Origin of the sequence: Saccharothrix violaceirubra, from assembly GCF_014203755.1 — a bacterium.
In the GTDB taxonomy this organism is placed as follows: domain Bacteria; phylum Actinomycetota; class Actinomycetes; order Mycobacteriales; family Pseudonocardiaceae; genus Actinosynnema; species Actinosynnema violaceirubrum.
The window spans coordinates 107,829-125,691 of record NZ_JACHJS010000001.1; the positions used below are offsets into that span (position 1 = coordinate 107,829).

At 71.9% G+C, this 17,863-nt stretch carries 19 protein-coding genes; 16 read left to right on the forward strand and 3 right to left on the reverse strand.

Annotation, left to right across the window (positions count from 1 at the left end):
- Nucleotides 1-367: 367 nt before the first annotated feature.
- The 5 genes from proC to F4559_RS00585 all read left to right on the forward strand — a co-directional run bounded on the left by proC (nt 368) and on the right by F4559_RS00585 (nt 3,708).
- Nucleotides 368-1,180 carry a pyrroline-5-carboxylate reductase gene (gene proC / locus F4559_RS00565; RefSeq protein WP_184665638.1) on the forward strand — a complete coding sequence of 271 codons (813 nt, stop codon included), beginning with the start codon at nt 368-370 and terminating at the stop codon, nt 1,178-1,180.
- Between the two features lie 116 nt (nt 1,181-1,296).
- Nucleotides 1,297-1,506: a helix-turn-helix domain-containing protein gene (locus F4559_RS00570; RefSeq protein WP_221447104.1), complete on the forward strand. Its 210-nt coding sequence runs from the start codon at nt 1,297-1,299 to the stop codon at nt 1,504-1,506.
- A gap of 126 nt (nt 1,507-1,632) precedes the next feature.
- Nucleotides 1,633-1,734 carry a 30S ribosomal protein bS22 gene (locus F4559_RS00575; protein WP_015105422.1) on the forward strand — a complete coding sequence of 34 codons (102 nt, stop codon included), beginning with the start codon at nt 1,633-1,635 and terminating at the stop codon, nt 1,732-1,734.
- A gap of 79 nt (nt 1,735-1,813) precedes the next feature.
- Nucleotides 1,814-2,863 (forward strand): NAD-dependent epimerase/dehydratase family protein, encoded by a 1,050-nt coding sequence (locus F4559_RS36165; RefSeq protein WP_184665639.1) that lies wholly within the window; start codon nt 1,814-1,816, stop codon nt 2,861-2,863.
- On the forward strand, nt 2,839-3,708 hold the full coding sequence (locus F4559_RS00585) for a lysophospholipid acyltransferase family protein (protein ID WP_312865414.1): 870 nt from the start codon (nt 2,839-2,841) through the stop codon (nt 3,706-3,708). Before F4559_RS36165 ends, F4559_RS00585 begins: the two co-directional genes overlap by 25 nt.
- 104 nt (nt 3,709-3,812) lie before the next feature.
- Here F4559_RS00585 and F4559_RS00590 read toward each other — a convergent pair whose 3' ends face one another.
- The 3 genes from F4559_RS00590 to F4559_RS00600 all read right to left on the reverse strand — a co-directional run bounded on the left by F4559_RS00590 (nt 3,813) and on the right by F4559_RS00600 (nt 6,836).
- Entirely contained in the window at nt 3,813-4,697 is an 885-nt protein-coding gene (locus F4559_RS00590; protein WP_184665640.1) for an HAD family hydrolase, read from the reverse strand.
- A gap of 41 nt (nt 4,698-4,738) precedes the next feature.
- Nucleotides 4,739-6,109 carry a DUF5667 domain-containing protein gene (locus F4559_RS00595; RefSeq protein ID WP_184665641.1) on the reverse strand — a complete coding sequence of 457 codons (1,371 nt, stop codon included), beginning with the start codon at nt 6,107-6,109 and terminating at the stop codon, nt 4,739-4,741.
- Between the two features lie 70 nt (nt 6,110-6,179).
- Entirely contained in the window at nt 6,180-6,836 is a 657-nt protein-coding gene (locus F4559_RS00600; RefSeq protein ID WP_184665642.1) for a sigma-70 family RNA polymerase sigma factor, read from the reverse strand.
- Between the two features lie 136 nt (nt 6,837-6,972).
- Here F4559_RS00600 and F4559_RS00605 point away from each other — a divergent pair, with 136 nt between their 5' ends.
- From F4559_RS00605 to F4559_RS00655, 11 genes are all read left to right on the forward strand, one after another.
- Nucleotides 6,973-8,412 (forward strand): class I adenylate-forming enzyme family protein, encoded by a 1,440-nt coding sequence (locus tag F4559_RS00605; RefSeq protein WP_184665643.1) that lies wholly within the window; start codon nt 6,973-6,975, stop codon nt 8,410-8,412.
- Between the two features lie 8 nt (nt 8,413-8,420).
- The gene (locus F4559_RS00610) at nt 8,421-8,657 is read left to right on the forward strand and encodes a glutaredoxin family protein (protein ID WP_184665644.1); all 237 of its coding nucleotides are present in this window, start codon (nt 8,421-8,423) and stop codon (nt 8,655-8,657) included.
- Nucleotides 8,658-8,731: 74 nt separating this feature from the next.
- Nucleotides 8,732-10,216 carry a molybdopterin-dependent oxidoreductase gene (locus F4559_RS00615; protein ID WP_184665645.1) on the forward strand — a complete coding sequence of 495 codons (1,485 nt, stop codon included), beginning with the start codon at nt 8,732-8,734 and terminating at the stop codon, nt 10,214-10,216.
- A gap of 75 nt (nt 10,217-10,291) precedes the next feature.
- Nucleotides 10,292-10,942 (forward strand): fasciclin domain-containing protein, encoded by a 651-nt coding sequence (locus F4559_RS00620; protein WP_376774615.1) that lies wholly within the window; start codon nt 10,292-10,294, stop codon nt 10,940-10,942.
- Nucleotides 10,943-11,184: 242 nt separating this feature from the next.
- Entirely contained in the window at nt 11,185-11,955 is a 771-nt protein-coding gene (locus F4559_RS00625; protein ID WP_184665646.1) for a redox-sensing transcriptional repressor Rex, read from the forward strand.
- 34 nt (nt 11,956-11,989) lie between these two features.
- Nucleotides 11,990-13,312, forward strand: a complete 1,323-nt coding sequence (locus F4559_RS00630; protein ID WP_184665647.1) for a glutamyl-tRNA reductase — start codon at nt 11,990-11,992, stop codon at nt 13,310-13,312.
- Nucleotides 13,309-14,250, forward strand: coding sequence for a hydroxymethylbilane synthase (gene hemC, locus F4559_RS00635; RefSeq protein ID WP_184665648.1), 942 nt, complete (start codon nt 13,309-13,311; stop codon nt 14,248-14,250). Before F4559_RS00630 ends, hemC begins: the two co-directional genes overlap by 4 nt.
- 14 nt (nt 14,251-14,264) lie before the next feature.
- A complete protein-coding gene (locus F4559_RS00640) occupies nt 14,265-15,797 on the forward strand; it encodes a bifunctional uroporphyrinogen-III C-methyltransferase/uroporphyrinogen-III synthase (RefSeq protein ID WP_184665649.1) in 1,533 nt (510 codons plus the stop codon).
- A gap of 54 nt (nt 15,798-15,851) precedes the next feature.
- Nucleotides 15,852-16,829, forward strand: a complete 978-nt coding sequence (hemB, locus tag F4559_RS00645) for a porphobilinogen synthase (RefSeq protein ID WP_184665650.1) — start codon at nt 15,852-15,854, stop codon at nt 16,827-16,829.
- Entirely contained in the window at nt 16,826-17,323 is a 498-nt protein-coding gene (locus F4559_RS00650; RefSeq protein WP_184665651.1) for a hypothetical protein, read from the forward strand. The genes hemB and F4559_RS00650 overlap by 4 nt, the downstream gene beginning before the upstream one ends.
- A 39-nt stretch (nt 17,324-17,362) precedes the next feature.
- Nucleotides 17,363-17,827 carry a hypothetical protein gene (locus tag F4559_RS00655; RefSeq protein WP_184665652.1) on the forward strand — a complete coding sequence of 155 codons (465 nt, stop codon included), beginning with the start codon at nt 17,363-17,365 and terminating at the stop codon, nt 17,825-17,827.
- Nucleotides 17,828-17,863: the final 36 nt, after the last annotated feature.

Consider the following 17,863-nt stretch of genomic DNA (forward strand, 5'->3'; position numbering starts at 1 on the left):
CCCCGAGTTGTGCGTTCGGGCACCGAAAGGTGGGCGGCTCGCGTTCGGGGCTTGGACCGGCGGGTGGTGGTTGGTCCGGGGCTGTTTGCCGGTGTGCGGTGGGTGTCGTTCGGGGTTGGTTCGGGGAAGCGTGAAGGGCGACGCTCGCCGCTGGGCAGACCACCAGAAAGGGGCACTCAGGGGGACTTCGCCTCCGACTGCTGCCGTCGTGGGTCGCTTGCCTTCCTCTTCGCGAACGCGCGAGTCCGCCACTCGGACACCCCGAAACACGCACTCGGGCACCTTCGATCGGGTGGTGGTTGTGGTTGCTTGTGCAACTGCGGGAGTGGTCCGAACGGGGGCGTGTGGGGCGTAGGAGGATTGGGCCATGACGACGATCGCGGTGCTTGGGGCTGGGAAGATCGGTGAGGCGTTGTTGTCCGGGTTGCTCGACGGGGGGCGGCCTGCCGGTGACCTGTTGTTCACCGAGAAGCATGCGAAGCGGTCCGCCGAGTTGACCGGGCGGTACGGGGTCGAAGGGGTTTCCGTCGGGGAGGCGGCCAAGCGGGCCGACGTGTTGGTCGTCGCGGTCAAGCCGCAGGACATCGAGCCCTTGTTGGATCAGCTTGTCGGGGATCTCGCGCCCGGGACGTTGGTCGTGTCGCTGTGCGCCGGGTTGCCCACCGCGCTCTTCGAACGTCGTCTACCCGCCGGTACGCCGGTCGTCCGGGTCATGCCGAACACCCCGATGCTGGTCGGCGAGGCGATGAGCGCGATCTCCGCCGGTCGGCACGCCGGGGAGGAGCACCTCGACCTCGTCGAGGAGCTGCTCGGCACGGTGGGCAAGGTCGTGCGGGTGCCCGAGTCCCAGCAGGACGCGGTCACGGCACTGTCCGGCTCGGGGCCCGCGTACTTCTTCTACCTGGTCGAAGCCATGATCGACGCCGGGATCCTGCTCGGCATCCCGCGTGAACTCGCCGGCAGTCTGATCATCCAGTCCGCGGTGGGTGCGGCGACCATGCTCGCCGAGGGCGGGCAGCACCCGGTCATCCTGCGCGAAGCCGTCACGTCGCCCGCCGGCACCACGATCATGGCCATCCGCGAACTGGAGAAGCACGGCGTGCGCGCGGCGTTGCTGGCCGCTATCGAAGCCGCTCGCGACCGGTCCGTCGAGCTGGGCAACGCGCACGAGAAGGGCTGATCGCGCCATTGGCCGTCGCACCAGCCCCACCCGTCCCGTTACCCTCAGGGCAGCACGTGCGTGTCGAACCGTCGGTGGGGAAGCCGACGGCACGACGCGTGTCGAAGGACGCGGTGATGTCGATGACTGCGGAGGAGAAGCCGATCGTCGGGGTGAAGTTCCTGACGGTCGCCGAGGTCGCGCTGGTGATGCGCGTGTCGAAGATGACGGTCTACCGGCTCGTGCACTCGGGCGAACTGCCCGCCGTGCGGGTCGGCAAGTCGTTCCGGGTCCCGGAGAAGGCGGTGCACGACTACCTGCGCAACGCCTACTTCGACGCCGGGTGAGAGCGGTGCGTGGCCAGCGGGTAAAGTGGTAGGCCGTTCGTGCCTGCTGGTCGGCGTGCCCCGTTGACGGGTGTCTCCACCGGCGCATGGAGACCCACCAAGACGTCTAGTAGTTAAGGAACCCGCATGGGCTCGGTCATCAAGAAGCGCCGCAAGCGCATGTCGAAGAAGAAGCACCGCAAGCTTCTGCGCAAGACTCGGGTGCAGCGCAGGAAGCGCGGCAAGTAGACCTCTGCGGGTTTCCGGTGCCGCCCGCGTTCGCCCTCCGGGGAGGAACGCGGGCGGTCCCGTCCGTAGCATCGTGGTGATGGCGCCCAAGGTCGTTCTCGTCACCGGATGCAGCCGCTTCCTCGGCGGCCACCTCGCCGCGCGCCTCGCGGCGGATCCCGCCGTCGACCGGGTGCTGGCCGTCGACACCGAACAGCCCTCGCGCGATCTGCGCCGACGGATGGGCCGCGCCGAGTTCGTGCGCGCCGACATCCGCAACCCCCTCATCGCCAAGGTCGTCGCCACCGCCCAGGTGGACACCGTCGTGCACGCCTCCGTCACGGCGAACCCCGCCGGGCCGACCGGGCGGACCGCGATGAAGGAGATGAACGTCCTCGGCACGATGCAGCTCCTCGCCGCCTGCCAGCAGTCGCCCCACGTGCGCAAACTCGTCGTCAAGTCGACCACGGCCGTGTACGGCGCGTCATCGCGTGACCCGGCCGTGTTCACTGAGGAGATGGGTCCCAAGGACCTCCCGTCACGCGGGTACGCCAAGGACGCCGTCGAGGTCGAAGGTTTCGTGCGCTCGTTCTCCCGCCGCCGGCCCGACGTGGACGTGACCGTGCTGCGGTTCGCCAACTTCATCGGCCCACGCATCGACACCGTTCTGACCAGGTACTTCGCCCTGCCGGTCGTGCCGACCGTGCTCGGCTACGACGCGCGCGTGCAACTTCTGCACGCCGAGGACGCGCTGGCCGTGCTCGACCGCGCGGTCCGCCACGACCTGCCCGGCGTGTTCAACGTCGGCGGGGACGGGGTGCTGATGCTCTCCCAGGCCATCCGCCGCGCGGGCCGGGTCAACCTGCCCGTGCCGAGCCCGGCCGTGCCGCTGACCGGACGCGTGTTCCGGGGCGCGCGGCTCGTCGACTTCTCACCCGACCAGATGCGGTTCCTCAACTGGGGCCGGGTCGTGGACACCACGCCGCTCAAGGAGCGGTTCGGGTTCACGCCCCGGTGGACCACGCTCCAAGCGTTCGACGACTACGTCAGCGGTCGCGGCCTGCGGCCGGTCGTGGACCGCGACCTGGTGGCCTCCGTGGAGCACCGTGCGCTGGATCTGGTCTCGTGGCTGCGCGGGGACGGGCGATGAGCGGGGACTGGGAGCGGCGGCTGGCCGACCTGTTCGCGTTCGCGCGCCGGCGGCTGGAGGGCGAGTACGAGATCGACGAGTTCGGCTTCGACCGCGACCTCACCGCGAACGTGCTGATGCCGCCGTTGAAACCGCTGTACGAGAAGTGGTTCCGGGTCGAGACGATCGGGCTGCACCACGTACCGGCCGAAGGCGGGGCGCTGCTCGTGGCCAACCACTCGGGCACGTTGCCGCTGGACGCCCTGATGACCGCGTACGGCGTGCACGTCGACCACCCCGCGCACCGGCACCTGCGCATGCTCGGCGCCGACCTGGTGTTCCGCACGCCCGTGCTCGGCGCGTTGGCGCGCAAGTCCGGGCAGACGCTGGCGTGCCACCCGGACGCGGAACGGCTCCTGCGCTCCGGAGAACTGGTGGGCGTGTGGCCGGAGGGGTTCAAGGGCATCGGCAAGCCGTTCAAGGACCGGTACAAGCTCCAGCGGTTCGGGCGCGGCGGGTTCGTGTCGGCGGCGTTGAAGGCCGGGGTGCCGATCGTGCCGTGCGCGATCGTGGGCGCGGAGGAGATCTACCCGAAGATCGGGGATATCAAGCCGTTGGCCAGGCTGTTCGGGTTCCCCTACTTCCCGGTGACGCCGACGTTCCCGTGGCTGGGGCCGTTGGGCGCGGTGCCGTTGCCGTCGAAGTGGTACATCGAGTTCGGCGAGCCGATCCGGACGGACGGGCACGGTGAGCACGCGGCGGACGACCCGATGCTCGTGTTCAACCTGACCGACCAGGTGCGGGAGACCATCCAGCAGACCCTGTACCGGCTGCTCACGCAGCGGCGCAACGTGTTCCTGGGCTGAGAGCGCATTCCGTGCTGCCCGAGTGCGTATTTCGCGGTGCCTGAGTGCGTGTTTCGTACTGTCCGAGTGCGTGTTTCAGGGTGCCTGAGCGGAGGACTCGCGGGTCACTGGCGGCGGCGGTAGGCGAGGCCGGCGGCCACGGCCACGGCGCCGGCGCCCAGCACCGACGGGACGCCGATCTTGGCCGCCTTGCGGCCGGTGCGGAAGTCGCGGATCTCCCACGCCCGTTTGCGGGCCACCTCGCGCAGGCCCGAGTCCGGGTTGACCGCCACCGCCGTGCCCACGACCGACAGCATGGGCACGTCGTTGACCGAGTCCGAGTACGCGGTGCAGCGCCGCAGGTCCAGGCCTTCCTTCGCGGCCAGCGCGCGGACCGCGTGCGCCTTGGCCCGGCCGTGCAGCAGGTCGCCGACGAGCTTGCCGGTGTAGATGCCGTCCTCGGACTCGGACACGGTGCCCAGCGCGCCGGTCAGCCCCAGCCTGCGGGCGATGATCCGGGCCAGCTCCACCGGGGTGGCGGTGACCAGCCACACCCGCTGGCCCGCGTCCAGGTGCATCTTCGCCAGGGCCTGGGTGCCGGTCCAGATCTTGTCGGCCATCAGCTCGTCGTAGATCTCCTCGCCGAGCGCGACGAGTTCGGCCACCGACCGGCCGGCCACGAACGACAACGCCTGCTCACGGGACGCCTTGACGCTCTGCGGGTCCTCCCGGCCGCCGACCCGGAACTTGATCTGCTGCCAGGCGAACCCCATCAGGTCGGAGTTCTTGAAGTACTTGCGCGCGGCCAGGCCGCGGGCGAAGTGGAAGATCGACGCGCCCATCATCATGGTGTTGTCCACGTCGAAGAACGCCGCCGCGGTCAGGTCCGTCGCAGCCGCCGTCTCCAGGCCGGGACCGACGGCGAGCGCGGCCTCGGCCGAGGCCTGACCGGCCAGTTCGGCGAGCCGTTCGCGCTCTGCCGTGCCTTCCACCACCCGCCTCCTCACCACGTCGACGCCTCCCGTTGATCCGATGGGGTCAAGGGTAGCGATCAGCCGCTGAGACCGGGCAGCGGCAACGGAAGCGGCAGCGTCAAGGGCAGGCCGGACGTCGTCGGCACGGTCGTCGCGGGCGGCACGGGCAACTGCGCGGAGGGCACGCCGGGACCGCCGGTCACCGTGCCGGCGGGCGGTGCGGCGGTGCCGCCGGGAGTCGTGGCCGTGACGGCGCCGCCCGGAGTGGTCGGCGCGGGCTGTCCGGGAGTGGTCGGGTTCTGCCGGGTGCCGGGCGTGCACGCTTCGGCGGCCGGGAGCGGACCGACCTCGTCGACCCCGCCCGACGTGATCACCGCGCAGCCGACGCGGGTGGCCAGGTCAGCGGCCCGCCGCGCGATCCGGCCGAGCAGGTCCAGCGACGCGTCCGCGCGCGACCCGGCCTCGGCCGGCAGGTCCGGGCGCAGCCGGGCCAGCCGGTCGGCCTGCGCGTTCGCCCACTCGGTCAACGCGGTGAGCGTGCTCGGGTCGGTGGTCGCGGCCAGGGACCGTGCGCCCGCCGCCGCGTCGGAGTCGAAGTCGGTCAGCGCGGTGAGATAACCGCCGAGCGGCCCGCCGCCGTCCGGGTTGCGGTCGGTGAGCGTGGTCAGCTCGTCGACGCGCGCGGTCGCGAACTCCAGGCGTTTGTAGCCCTTGTCCTCCTCGTCGAAGGTCAGGCCGAGGGACGCCGATTCGGCGGTGCGCTTGAAGCCGTAGAGCGCGTCGCCGGGCAGCGCGTCGCGGCTGAGGAGAAGGCTCGTGCCCGCGAGCGAGAGGACGAGCAGCAACCCGGCCGCGGCGGCGACCGCGATCCGGCCACGCGTCCCGGCGCGGGAGCGGCGGCGGTCAAGCCGGGTGGGAGGGGGTGGCGTCGGCTCCCGGTTCCCCTGGGGCGCGGTCGGGTCGGAGTCGCGGAGGCCGGTCGGGTCGGCGGAGTGCGTGCGGGGTCGGGGTACCGGGGTGGGGTGGCGGGTGTCGTTGCCGGCCGCCGTCGGGTTGGTCACCATCGGGTCGGCGGCGGCTTGGACCGCCGTGCCCGGTGCGTCGCCCCGGGGCGCAGGCTCGGAGATCGCGTCGGTGTCGGGCGGGTTGCCGCCGGCGGGGGTACTGCCGGAAGAAGGGCTGCCGGCGTCCGGCGTCGTCAGGTCCGGGGTGGTCAGGCCGGTCAGGATGCGGGCACGCATGCGGGAACGGGCGGCCTCGTCGGGGCCGGGGGTGGTGGGGTCCAGGGCCGCGGCCAAGGCTGCGGAGTCCCGCAATCCGGCCACGACGGCGAGTTCGGCCGCGAACGGCGACCCGGGGTCCACCTCGCCGGGCTGTGCGTCGACGGCGCGGGCGAATCGCTCGCGCTCCCTGCGACGCCCAAGAGGCGTGATCCCTCTGCCCACCATTTCCGCAACCGTCCCGCCGGGTTCCTGCACCGGTAACGACCCGATGTCGACCCGGGTTACGCGCCGGTCCTCACCGCAGCCACGACGGCAGCATCCTCGCCAATCGGCGCACCGCACGGTGTTGCAGGGCCTTGATGGCGCCTTCGTTGCGTCCCATCCTCGCGGCCGTTTCGGCTACGGACAAGCCCTGGATGAAACGGAGGGTGATGCATTCCCGCTGGTCGGCACCCAATTGGGCGACGCAGCGGTGCAGTTCGGCGTTGGCCGCGTCGGTCAACACCTCCTGTTCGGGACCGTCCGCGACCTCGCGGTTGTCCGCCAGTTCCGCGGTGGTGACCTCCAGTCGGTACCGGCTGGACTTCACGTGGTCGAACACGATGTTGCGGGCGATCGTCACGAACCACGCGCCCACGTCACGGCCCTGGTAGCTGATCGACCCGATGCCCCGCAGCGCGCGCAGGAACGTCTCGCTGGTCACGTCCTCCGCCAGCGTGCGGTCACCCACCCGGAACAGCACGTATCGGTAGACGATGTCCACGTACCGGTCGTAGAGCACGCCGAACGCGTCCGTGTCGCCCTTCTGAGCGGCACGGACGAGGTCCCACGGCTCCTCGGCCGCGTCGGTGTCCACGCTCTCGATCGTGCTGGCCCGCCCTCCCGTGCTCCAAAGCGTACGGAGCGTCCGGTTCGGTCGGGAGGCGCCCTCGGAGGCCGCCTGTGCGGTCATCTGCCCGAGACATCCCTACGGCTTGCTACTCCCGGGTAGGGGTCGCCTGGTCGCCCGTGGTGCAAATGCGCTGCGTGACGACGGCGACACGTGGAAGACTGCGGACGAGGTCCGTCGTGGTCCCCAGGAGGTCGCCTTGACCACTCCCGCACGCAACGTCGCCGACCTGGTCCGCGGTGCCGCACACCGTGGACCCAAGCACGTCGCACTGGTCGATGTCACGAGTGGCCTCTCGCTCACGTGGAGCGAGATCGACGCGCTCGCCGACGCCGAGGCGCACCGCCTGGTCGCGGCGGGCGTCGAACCCGGCGACCGGGTGCTGGTGCGCCTGCCCACCGGACCGGCGTTCGCGGTCGCGGTGTTCGGTGCGTTGCGCGCGGGCGCGGTGCTCGTACCCGTGGGACCGAACCACCCCGAGGCCGAGACCCGCCGCGCGCTCGCGGACAGCGGCGCCCGGCTCGTCGTCGACGCCGGGCACCCGCCCGCCGACGCGCCCGGCGAGCCGTTCGAGACCCGGGGCGGCGGCGAGGACCTGGCCGTGCTCGCCTACACGTCGGGCACGTCCGGCGTGCCGCGCGGCGCGATGCTGACCCACCGCGCGCTGCTGGCCAACATCACGCAGTGCGCGACGCTGCGCCCGGCACCGGTCACGGCCGGGGACCGCGTGCTGCTGGCGTTGCCGCTGTTCCACGTCTACGGCCTGGGCCCCGGCCTGTTCCAGGTCGCCGGCGCGGGTGCCACGGCCGTGCTGCTCGAACGCTTCGACGCGGACAGCGCGCTGACCGCGATCGCCGAGCACCGGGTGACCACCGTCGTCGGCGTTCCCCCGATGTACCAGGCGATCCTGGCCGAACCGGTCGAGCGGCTGCGCACCGACCTGGCCACGGTCCGCCTGTTCACCTCCGGCGCCGCGCCGCTCTCGCCCGGTCTGCTCGTCGAGCTGTGGCAGGCGGTCGGCCTGCCCGTGTTCGAGGGCTACGGCCTGACCGAGACCGGCCCGGTGCTCACGACCACGCTCGGCGGCGCACCCAAGCCCGGCTCGGTCGGCCGGCCGCTGCCCGGTGTGGACGTGCGCCTGGTCGACTCGGACGGCCGCCCGATCGGCGAGGACGACGAGAACGGCACGGGCCTGGTCGCCGCCCGCGGCGACAACCTGTTCAGCGGTTACTGGCCCGACGGCGTGGACGGCCCGGACGCCGACGGCTGGTTCCGCACCGGCGACGTCGGCTACCTCGACGGCGAGGGCGACCTGCACCTCGTGGACCGCGCGGGCGATCTGATCATCGTCAACGGCTTCAACGTCTACCCGCACGAGGTCGAACGCGTGCTCTGCCAGCTCGACGGCGTCGTGGAGGCGGCGGCGGTCGGCGTGCGGGACGAGCGGACCGGCGAGACGGTCAAGGCCGTGCTCGTGCCCGCCGAAGGCGTGACGCTGACCGAGGACGCGGTCAAGGAGCACTGCGCGACGCGGCTGGCCAAGTTCAAGGTGCCGACCGTGGTCGAGTTCGCCACCGCGCTGCCGCACTCGCCGACCGGCAAGCTGGCCCGCTCACGCCTGCGGCTGCCGCTGGGATGATGGCCGCCATGAGCCATCGCGTCACCCTGCTCGGCCGCGTCGACTGCCACGCCTGCGACCAGGCCAAGGCCGATCTGGACCGGATCTGCGGCGAACTCGGCGTGCCGTGGGAGGTGGTCGACGTCGACACCGACCGTGAACTGCGTGCCGAGTACGGCGACCGCGTGCCGGTGATCCTCGTCGACGGAGACGAGCACGGGTACTGGTCGGTCGAAGAGGACCGGTTGCGCGCCGCGCTGCGCTGAAACGCCGACACCGGTCACCCGATCCACCCGCGTCGACAGGCGAACCGGACCGGGCCCGGTGTCGAATCCCCGGTATGAAGCGTTGGACCGCCGCACTGATCGGTGTCCTGGCCGTCGCCGCCGCGCTCGCCGCCGGACACCTCGTCGCGGGTCTGGTCGGCACGGGCGCGTCGCCGTACCTGGCCGTCGGCAACACCGCGATCGATTTCACGCCGTCGTTCCTGAAGGACTTCGCCGTCCGCACGTTCGGCACCTACGACAAGCTCGTCCTGCTGCTGGGCATGGCCCTGGTGATCGCGGGTCTGGCCGTGCTCGCCGGACTGCTGTCCCGGCGGTCGCCGTTGCCGGGCACGGTGTTCGCCGTGGTGCTCGGGCTGGTGGGCGTCGGCGCCGTGCTCTACCGGCCGGACACGGACGCGTTGGGCGTGCTCGCGCCGATCGCGAGCCTGGCGGTCGGGGTCGCGGTGTTCCGGTGGCTGCACCGCACCGGACCGCTCGACGGTCCGGGCCGGCGTAACTTCCTGCTGGTCGCGGGCGCGGCCGTGCTCGCGGCGGGTGCGGGCCGGCTGCTCGGCGACCGCGTCGACGTCGAGGAGTCGCGGCGCGCGGTCGGCGACCTGACGCCCCGCACGAAGGCGCCGGCCATCCCGGTCGACGCGGATTTCCAGGGCGAGGGCACGCCGTCGTTCATCACGTCGAACGCCGACTTCTACCGCGTGGACACGGCGTTGACCGTGCCACGCGTGCGGGCCGAGGACTGGAGCCTGCGCGTGCACGGCCTGGTCGACCGCGAGCTGAACCTGCGCTTCGAGGACCTGCGCCGCCGTGACCTGGTCGAGCGCACGATCACCATGACGTGCGTGTCCAACGAGGTCGGTGGGCCGTACACGTCCACCGCGAACTTCGTGGGCGTGCCGTTGCGGGACGTGCTGCTGGAGGCGGGGGTGAAGCCCGGTGCCGACCAGTTGTTCTCCACGAGCGTCGACGGCTGGACGGCGGGCAGCCCGATCGACGTCGTGCTGGAGGAGGAGCGCGGCGCGCTGATCGCGTTGGGCATGAACGGCGAACCGCTGCCGCCCGAGCACGGCTTCCCGGCGCGGTTGGTCGTGCCCGGCCTCTACGGCTACGTGTCCGCGACCAAGTGGGTCGTCGACCTGGAGATCACCACATTCGCGGCGAAAAAAGCCTATTGGCTGAACCGGGGTTGGGGTGAGCGCGGGCCGATCAAGCCCATGTCGCGCATCGACCGGCCGCTGGGGCTGTCGACGGTGAAGGGGTCGAAGGTCGTGGTCACGGGTGTCGCGTGGGCGCAACCCGTGGGCGTGGCCAAGGTCGAGTTGCGGGTCGACGGCGGGCCGTGGCAGCAGACCACGCTGGCCGCCCATGTGAACGCGGTGACGTGGCGGATGTGGCGGATCGCGCTCGATCTCCCCAACGGGGGACACACGGTCGAAGTGCGCGCTACGGACAAGAACGGTTTCACCCAGCCCCAGGAGCGGGTCGAGCCCATTCCGGATGGCGCGACCGGGTGGCACTCGATTTTCTTCACCGTTGAGTAGAACCGGATCGGGCGCTGCTTCGAACGTCTTAGTGACCACCGAAGCCGGTTAAGAAATCTTGAGGAGTGATCCGCAGTGCGGAAGACCATGATCGCCGCCGTCGCCGCCCTGGCCGCCGCGTCCCTCACGCTGACCGCGTGCAGCTCGGACGACACGGCCTCGACGTCGTCGAGCACCACGTCGGCCGCGGCGGGGACGTCGTCGACCGCGATGGCCGCGTCGGACGGCGTCACCAAGACGTCGGACGTGTTCGGCCCCGGATGTGCGAGCGTCCCGCAGGACCCGTCGAACAAGGGCTCGCTGGAGGGCATGGTGACCGACCCGGTCGCCACGGCCGCGAGCAACAACCCGCTGCTCACGAAGCTCGTCGCGGCCGTCAAGGCGGCGAACCTGGTCGACACGCTCAACTCGCAGGCGTCGCTGACCGTGTTCGCGCCCGCCGACCCCGCGTTCGCCGAGCTTGGCGACGCCAAGTTCGCCGAGCTGGCCGCCGACCCGGCCGCGCTGGGCAAGATCCTCCAGTACCACGTCGTGGCCAAGCGCTACGACGCCGCCGGTCTCAAGGCCGCCGGCACCGTGAAGTCCCTCACCAACCAGGAGCTGAAGATCGCGGGCTCGGGCGACTCGCTGACCGTCGACGGCGCGCCCGTGCTGTGCGGCAACATCCCGACCAAGAACGCCACCGTGTTCGTCATCGGCAAGGTGCTCACGCCGCCCGCCGCCTGATCCGCTCCCCGTTTTCACCTGAAGGTGGGTCGTCCCCGCGTATCCGCGCCGGGGGGCGGCCCACCTTTCGTGTGGGGGGTTCGAACATGGGGGAGCACTGCATCGTTCATGCAGGTGCACGTGCACGCGAGGGCTGTCGGCGCCGACTTTGTGCATGCGTTCACAAGCGGTACGGTGGAATCATCACTCCGCTGGTGAAGGTGCCCGGCGGGTCAGTGCGTCCGACGTCGAGGAGTACCAGCGTGGCGGCTCAGCGGGGCGAAGGTGACGAGGTCGTGACCAGCCCGGCGACGACCACACCCGAGCCGGCCGCCGACGTCCGCGAACGCGCCCGCGCCATACCCGAGGCGGCCGTCGCGCGACTCGCGGTCTACCTGCGGGTGCTGTCCGGACTCGGCGACCAGGGCGTGACGACCATCTCCAGCGAGGAGCTGGCGGGCGCGGCCGGGGTCAACTCGGCGAAGCTGCGCAAGGACCTGTCCTACATCGGCTCGTACGGCACGCGGGGCGTCGGCTACGACGTCGAGGTCCTCGTCGGCCACATCGAGCGCATCCTCGGACTGACGCGCAAGCACTCCGTCGCGGTCGTCGGGATCGGTAATCTTGGTCACGCGCTGGCCAATTACGGCGGCTTCGGCAGCCGGGGTTTCCCGGTCGCCGCGCTGTTCGACATCGACGACGACCTCACCGGTGTGCCGGTAGGCGGCATCCCGGTGCACCACATCGACGACATCGTGACCGTCTGCACCGAGCGCGAGATCTCCATCGGCGTCATCGCCACGCCGCCGCAGGCGGCCCAGGCCGTCTGCGACCGTTTGGTATCCGCCGGAGTCCAGTGCATCCTGAACTTCGCACCCGTCGTCCTCCAAGTGCCGGACAACGTCGAGGTGCGGAAGGTCGACCTGGCGGTCGAGATGCAGATCCTGTCGTTCCACGTCGCGAGGCGGGCCGACGAGGCCGCCGGGGACGTGGTCAACGGCGTCGGTGTGGACGGGGTGGTGATTCGCCCGTGATCGTGCGGGTTGTGATTCGGGACGCGGTGACGGCATGAGCGTGCTCGTCGTCGGTCTGTCCCACCGCACCACGCCGGTACCCGTGCTGGAGCGCGCCGCCATCGCGGACGCCGACCTGGGCAAGGTCCTCGACCAGCTCATCAAGGCGCCGAGCGTGTCCGAGGCCGTGCTCCTGTCGACCTGCAACCGGGTCGAGGTCTACGCCGTCGTCGAGACGTTCCACGGCGGCATGAACGAGGTCGTCGAGGTGCTCGCCCGGCAGGCCGGCGCCGAGCCCCCCGACCTCTTCGAACACCTGTACGTGCACTACTCGGCGGCGGCCGTCGAGCACCTGTTCTCCGTCGCGGGCGGCCTGGACTCCATGGTCGTCGGCGAGTCCCAGATCCTCGGCCAGCTCCGCGCCGCGTACGGCGCCGCGGACCGGGTCGGTGCGGTCGGACGCACGCTGCACGAACTCGTGCAGCAGGCGCTGCGGGCCGGCAAGCGGGTGCACAGCGAGACCGGCATCGACCAGTCCGGCGCGAGCGTCGTCTCCGAGGCGCTCGACGACGCGGCGACCGTGCTCGGCGGGCTCGCCGGCCGTTCGGCGCTGATCGTCGGCGCGGGCGCCATGGGCGGGCTGGCAGCCGCCCACCTGCGCCGGGCCGGCATCGGCGAGGTCGTCGTCGCCAACCGCACCGCCGCCAACGGCGCCCGGCTGGCCGCCGCGCTGGTCGCGGACGGCATCACGGCCCGCTCCAGTGGTCTGGACGACCTGGTCACCCAGGTGGCCCGCGCCGACGTGCTGTTCGCGTGCACCGGCTCGGTGGACACCGTCGTCGGCGCCGAGCACATCGGCGACCGCGAACCCGGGCGTCCGCTGGTCGTCTGCGACCTCGGCCTGCCCAAGGACGTCGACCCCGCCGCCGCGCTGCTGGCCGGCGTGCGCGTGGTCGACCTGGAGACCCTGCAGCGCAGGCTGTCCGACGCCCCGACCGGGCAGGACGCCCTGCGCGCCGCGGAGATCGTGGCCGAGGAGGTCCGGGCCTACCTGGCCGGGCAGCGCTCGGCCGGCGTCACGCCGACCGTCACGGCACTGCGCAAACGCGCCGCCGAGGTGGTCGACGCCGAACTGCTCCGGCTCGACTCCCGGCTGCCCGCCCTGGACGGCACCGTGCGCGCGGAACTGGCCAAGACCGTGCGCCGGGTCGTCGACAAGCTCCTGCACACGCCGACCGTCCGGGTCAAGGAACTGGCGGCGGCGCCCGGCGGCGACGGCTACGCCGACGCGCTGCGCGAGCTGTTCGGCCTCGACCCGCAGATGCCCTCGGCGGTCAGCTCCCCCCACACGACGCGACCCAAAGGTGAACCGCGGTGAACCGCACCCTGAGGATCGGCACGCGCGGCAGTGCGCTCGCACTCGCGCAGACCGGTCACGTGGCCGACGCGTTGCGCGCGGCCGGCGCCGAGATCGAGATCGTCACGGTCTCCACGCCCGGCGACCGCTCGTCCGCGCCCATCGCCGAGATCGGGATCGGGGTGTTCACCTCGGCCCTGCGCGACGCGCTGGCCGACGGCGAGGTCGACATCGCCGTCCACTCCTACAAGGACCTGCCGACGGCACCGGACCCGCGGCTGTCGCTCGCGGCCGTGCCGCCGCGCGAGGACCCGCGCGACGCGCTCGTCGCCCGCGACGGGTTGACGCTGGGCGAACTGCCCGCCGGCGCCAAGGTCGGCACGGGTTCGCCCCGTCGGGCCGCGCAGCTCGAAGCGCTCGGCCTCGGCCTCGACGTGGTGCCGTTGCGCGGCAACGTCGATTCGCGCATCCGCCGCGTGGCCGACGGCGAACTGGACGCCGTCGTGCTCGCCCGCGCGGGCATCTTCCGTCTCGGCCGCACCGCCGAGATCACCGAGACCCTGGAGCCGATCCAGATGCTCCCGGCGCCCGCACAGGGCGCGCTGGCGGTGGAATGCCGGGTCGACGACGTCGACACCGAGCACCTGCTCCAGTCCACTCTGGACGATTCGGCCAGTCGGGCCGCTGTCGCCGCCGAGCGCGCCATGCTGGCCGCGCTCGAAGCGGGGTGCAGCGCGCCGGTCGGCGCACTGGCCGATGTGGTGGAAGACCTCGACGACAACGGCGCGGTGGTCCTGCGCCTGTCGTTGCGCGGGGTCGTGGCCGCGGCGGACGGCGACCTTTTCCGCGCGTCCGCCACCGGTGACTTGACCGCAGCAGAGGAACTCGGCCGCGCGCTGGCCGCCGAGTTGCTCGACCTCTCCGGCAGTGCCGCAGTGCGGCCGGCGGGGCGTAGTTGATGGGGAGTGCCCAGATGAACCGCGCACGCAAGACCCCCGGACGAGTCGCGTTCGTCGGCTCCGGCCCGGGAGACACCGGGTTGCTCACGGTTCGAGCCCGCGACCTGCTCGCCAAGGCCGACCTGGTGGTGACGGACCCGGACGTGCCCTCCGACGTGGTGGCGCTCGTACCGTCCGGAGTGGAGGTCAGGCCCGCCGTCGGCGACCCCGCCGACGTCGCCAAGGACCTGGTCGCCGAGGCGAAGAACGGCAGCGCGGTGGTCCGGTTGGTCGCCGGCGACCCGCTGACGCTCGATTCCGTGGTGAAGGAGGCCAACGCGGTCTCCAAGACCACGATCGCGTTCGACGTGGTGCCCGGCGTCCCGGCGGGCACGGCCGTGCCCGCCTACGCCGGCGTCGCGCTCGGCGCCGTGCACACCGAGGCCGACGTCCGCGGCGTGGAGGACTGGGCCGGCCTGGCCGCCGCGCCCGGCACGCTCGTGCTGCACGCCACCGGCAGCCACCTCGCCGAGGCGGCGTCGTCGTTGGTGGAGAACGGCCTCGCGCCGCAGACCCCGGTCGCGGTGACGGTCGACGGCACCGGCTTCGGGCAGCGGACCGTGGACACCACGCTGGCCTCGCTCGCGGCCGACGCGGGCGAGTTGGCCGGACCGCTCGTGGTCACGGTCGGCAGCGCGGTCGCCAACCGCACCAGGCTGTCCTGGTGGGAGTCCCGCGCCCTGTACGGCTGGCGGGTGCTCGTGCCGCGCACCAAGGAGCAGGCGGGCGCGATGAGCGACCGGCTGCACGCGCACGGCGCGATCCCCGTGGAGGTGCCGACCATCTCGGTCGAGCCGCCGCGCAGCCCGGCGCAGATGGAGCGTTCGGTCAAGGGCCTGGTCGACGGCCGCTACCAGTGGGTGGTGTTCACGTCGACCAACGCCGTCCGTGCGGTGTGGGAGAAGTTCCGCGAGTTCGGGTTGGACGCCCGCGCGTTCTCCGGCGTGAAGATCGCCTGCGTCGGCGAGGCCACGGCGGCGAAGGTGCGCGGCTTCGGCATCATCCCCGAACTGGTCCCGTCCGGCGAGCAGTCGTCCGAGGGCCTGCTGGCGGACTTCCCGCCGTACGACGACATCCTCGACCCGGTGGACCGCGTGCTGCTGCCCCGGGCCGACATCGCCACCGAGACGCTCGCGGCGGGTCTGCGCGAACGCGGCTGGGAGATCGACGACGTGACCGCGTACCGCACGGTCCGCGCCGCTCCGCCGCCCGCCGACACCCGCGAGATGATCAAGTCGGGCGGGTTCGACGCGGTGTGCTTCACCTCGTCGTCCACGGTCCGCAACCTGGTCGGCATCGCGGGCAAGCCGCACGCCCGCACGCTCGTGGCGTGCATCGGCCCGCAGACGGCCGAGACCGCCCGCGAGTTCGGCCTCCGGGTCGACGTGCAGCCCGAGGACGCCAACGTGCCCGCGCTGGTCGACGCGCTGGCGCAGCACGCGGCCCGGCTGCGCGCGGAGGGCGCGTTGCCCCCGCCGCGCAAGACCAAGCGTTTGCGTCGTTCGTGAACTGATCGGGGCCGCTGCGAGGCGGCCCCGATCTCGTTTCCCAGGGAGTTGGACGTGTTCCCCGCACACCGCCCACGCCGGTTGCGCACCACGGCCGCGTTGCGCCGCCTCGTCAGCGAGACGACCGTCCGGCCGCGCCAGCTCGTGCTGCCGATGTTCGTCAAGGAGGGCGCGTCGGCGCCCGTGGAGATCAAGAGCATGCCGGGCGTGCTCCAGCACACCCGCGATTCGCTGCGCAAGGCCGCCGTCGAGGCGGTTCGGGCGGGCGTCGGCGGGCTGATGCTGTTCGGCGTCCCGGCCGAGCGGGACGCGGTCGGCTCCGGCGCGACCGACCCGGACGGCATCCTCAACGTGGCGTTGGAGGACCTGCGCGCCGAACTCGGCGACGACACGGTGCTGATGTCCGACTGCTGCCTCGACGAGTTCACCGACCACGGCCACTGCGGCGTGCTCACGCCGACCGGCCAGGTGGACAACGACGCCACGTTGGAGGTCTACGGCGAGATGGCCGTCGCGCAGGCGCGCGCGGGCGCCCACGTCGTCGGGCCGAGCGGGATGATGGACGGGCAGATCGGCTTCATCCGGTCCGCCCTGGACGAAGCCGGGTTCGCCGACACCGGGATCCTGGCCTACTCGGCCAAGTACGCGTCGGCGTTGTACGGGCCGTTCCGCGACGCGGTCGAGTCGCAGCTCCAAGGCGACCGCAAGACCTACCAGCAGGACCCGGCCAACGGGCGCGAGGCGTTGCGCGAGGTCGAGTTGGACCTCGCCGAGGGCGCGGACATGGTCATGGTCAAGCCCGCCCTGCCGTACCTGGACGTGCTGGCCGAGGTGGCGCGACTGTCCACTGTGCCGGTCGCGGCGTACCAGATCTCCGGCGAGTACGCGATGGTCGAGGCCGCCGCCGCGAACGGCTGGATCGACCGGCGGAGGACCGTGCTGGAGACGTTGACGTCGATCCGCCGCGCCGGTGCGGACATCGTGCTGACGTACTGGGCGGCCGAGGCCGCCGGCTGGCTGGACCGGGAATGACCCCGCCCAGGGTCCTGGAGATCTCGCGGCTGCTGTGGGTGGCCAGCGCGCTGGTCGGGATGCTGCGGTTCGTCGTGCAGCTCGCGGACCGGGACATGCTGATCGACGAGCTGCTGCGGCAGAACCCCGGCCTCGGCCAGGACGAGATCGACCTGACCGTCAACGGCAGCATCGTGGTCGGCCTGCTGTTCGGTGGCCTGCTGGTGCTCGTGTACGCGTTGCTGTCCAGGCGGATGCTCTCCGGGCGCAACTGGGCGCGTGTCGTGCTGACGGTGTTCGGTGCGATCGGCGTCTTCGTCGGGCTGGGGCGGTCCCTGTTGGTGGTGAGCGGTGCCGCCGCTGCCGCCGGGGTGGCGGTGACCGCCGTGGACGTGGTCGCCGGGTTGGTGACGGCGGCGCTCGACGGCACGGCCGCGGTGCTGATGTACCGGAGTGCTTCGTCGGCGTACTTCGCCGCGGTGACGCGCGCACGTGCCGTCGGCGGCGTGGTCTGAGGTGGACACGATCCGGTCGGCCGATCTAGCGTCAGCGCCGTGACCAGCACCGAGGATTCCTCGCCCGCCACGCTGCCCGTGCCGACCGAGGTGCGCGCCGCGTACTGGATCTGGATCGTCGTCGCGGTGGTGTCGGGGGCGAGCGCGCTGTTCCTGCCCACCCAGCGGGCCGTGCTGGAGCAGGCGATCCGCGAGTCCGACTTCGGCCGGACGCTGACGCCGGAGCAGCTCGACGTCGTCGTGACGACGAACATCGTCGTGCCGGTCGTGTTCTACCTGCTGATCGCGGTGCTCGGGGCGTTCTTCGCCTTCCAGGCCCGGCGTGGGCGCAACTGGGCCCGGATCTCGCTGGCGGCGTTGACCGTGCTGTCGATCCTGTACGTGTTCGGCAACCGGTCGGTGATCGGGCTGGCGGTGACGTTCCTCGCGGTGGTGGCCGTGGTGCTGCTGTTCATGGGCAAGCCGAACGCGTTCTACCTCGCGCACAAGCGCCCGAAGTTCTGATCCTCGGGATTCCGCGCGCCCGGTGAGGCACAGTGG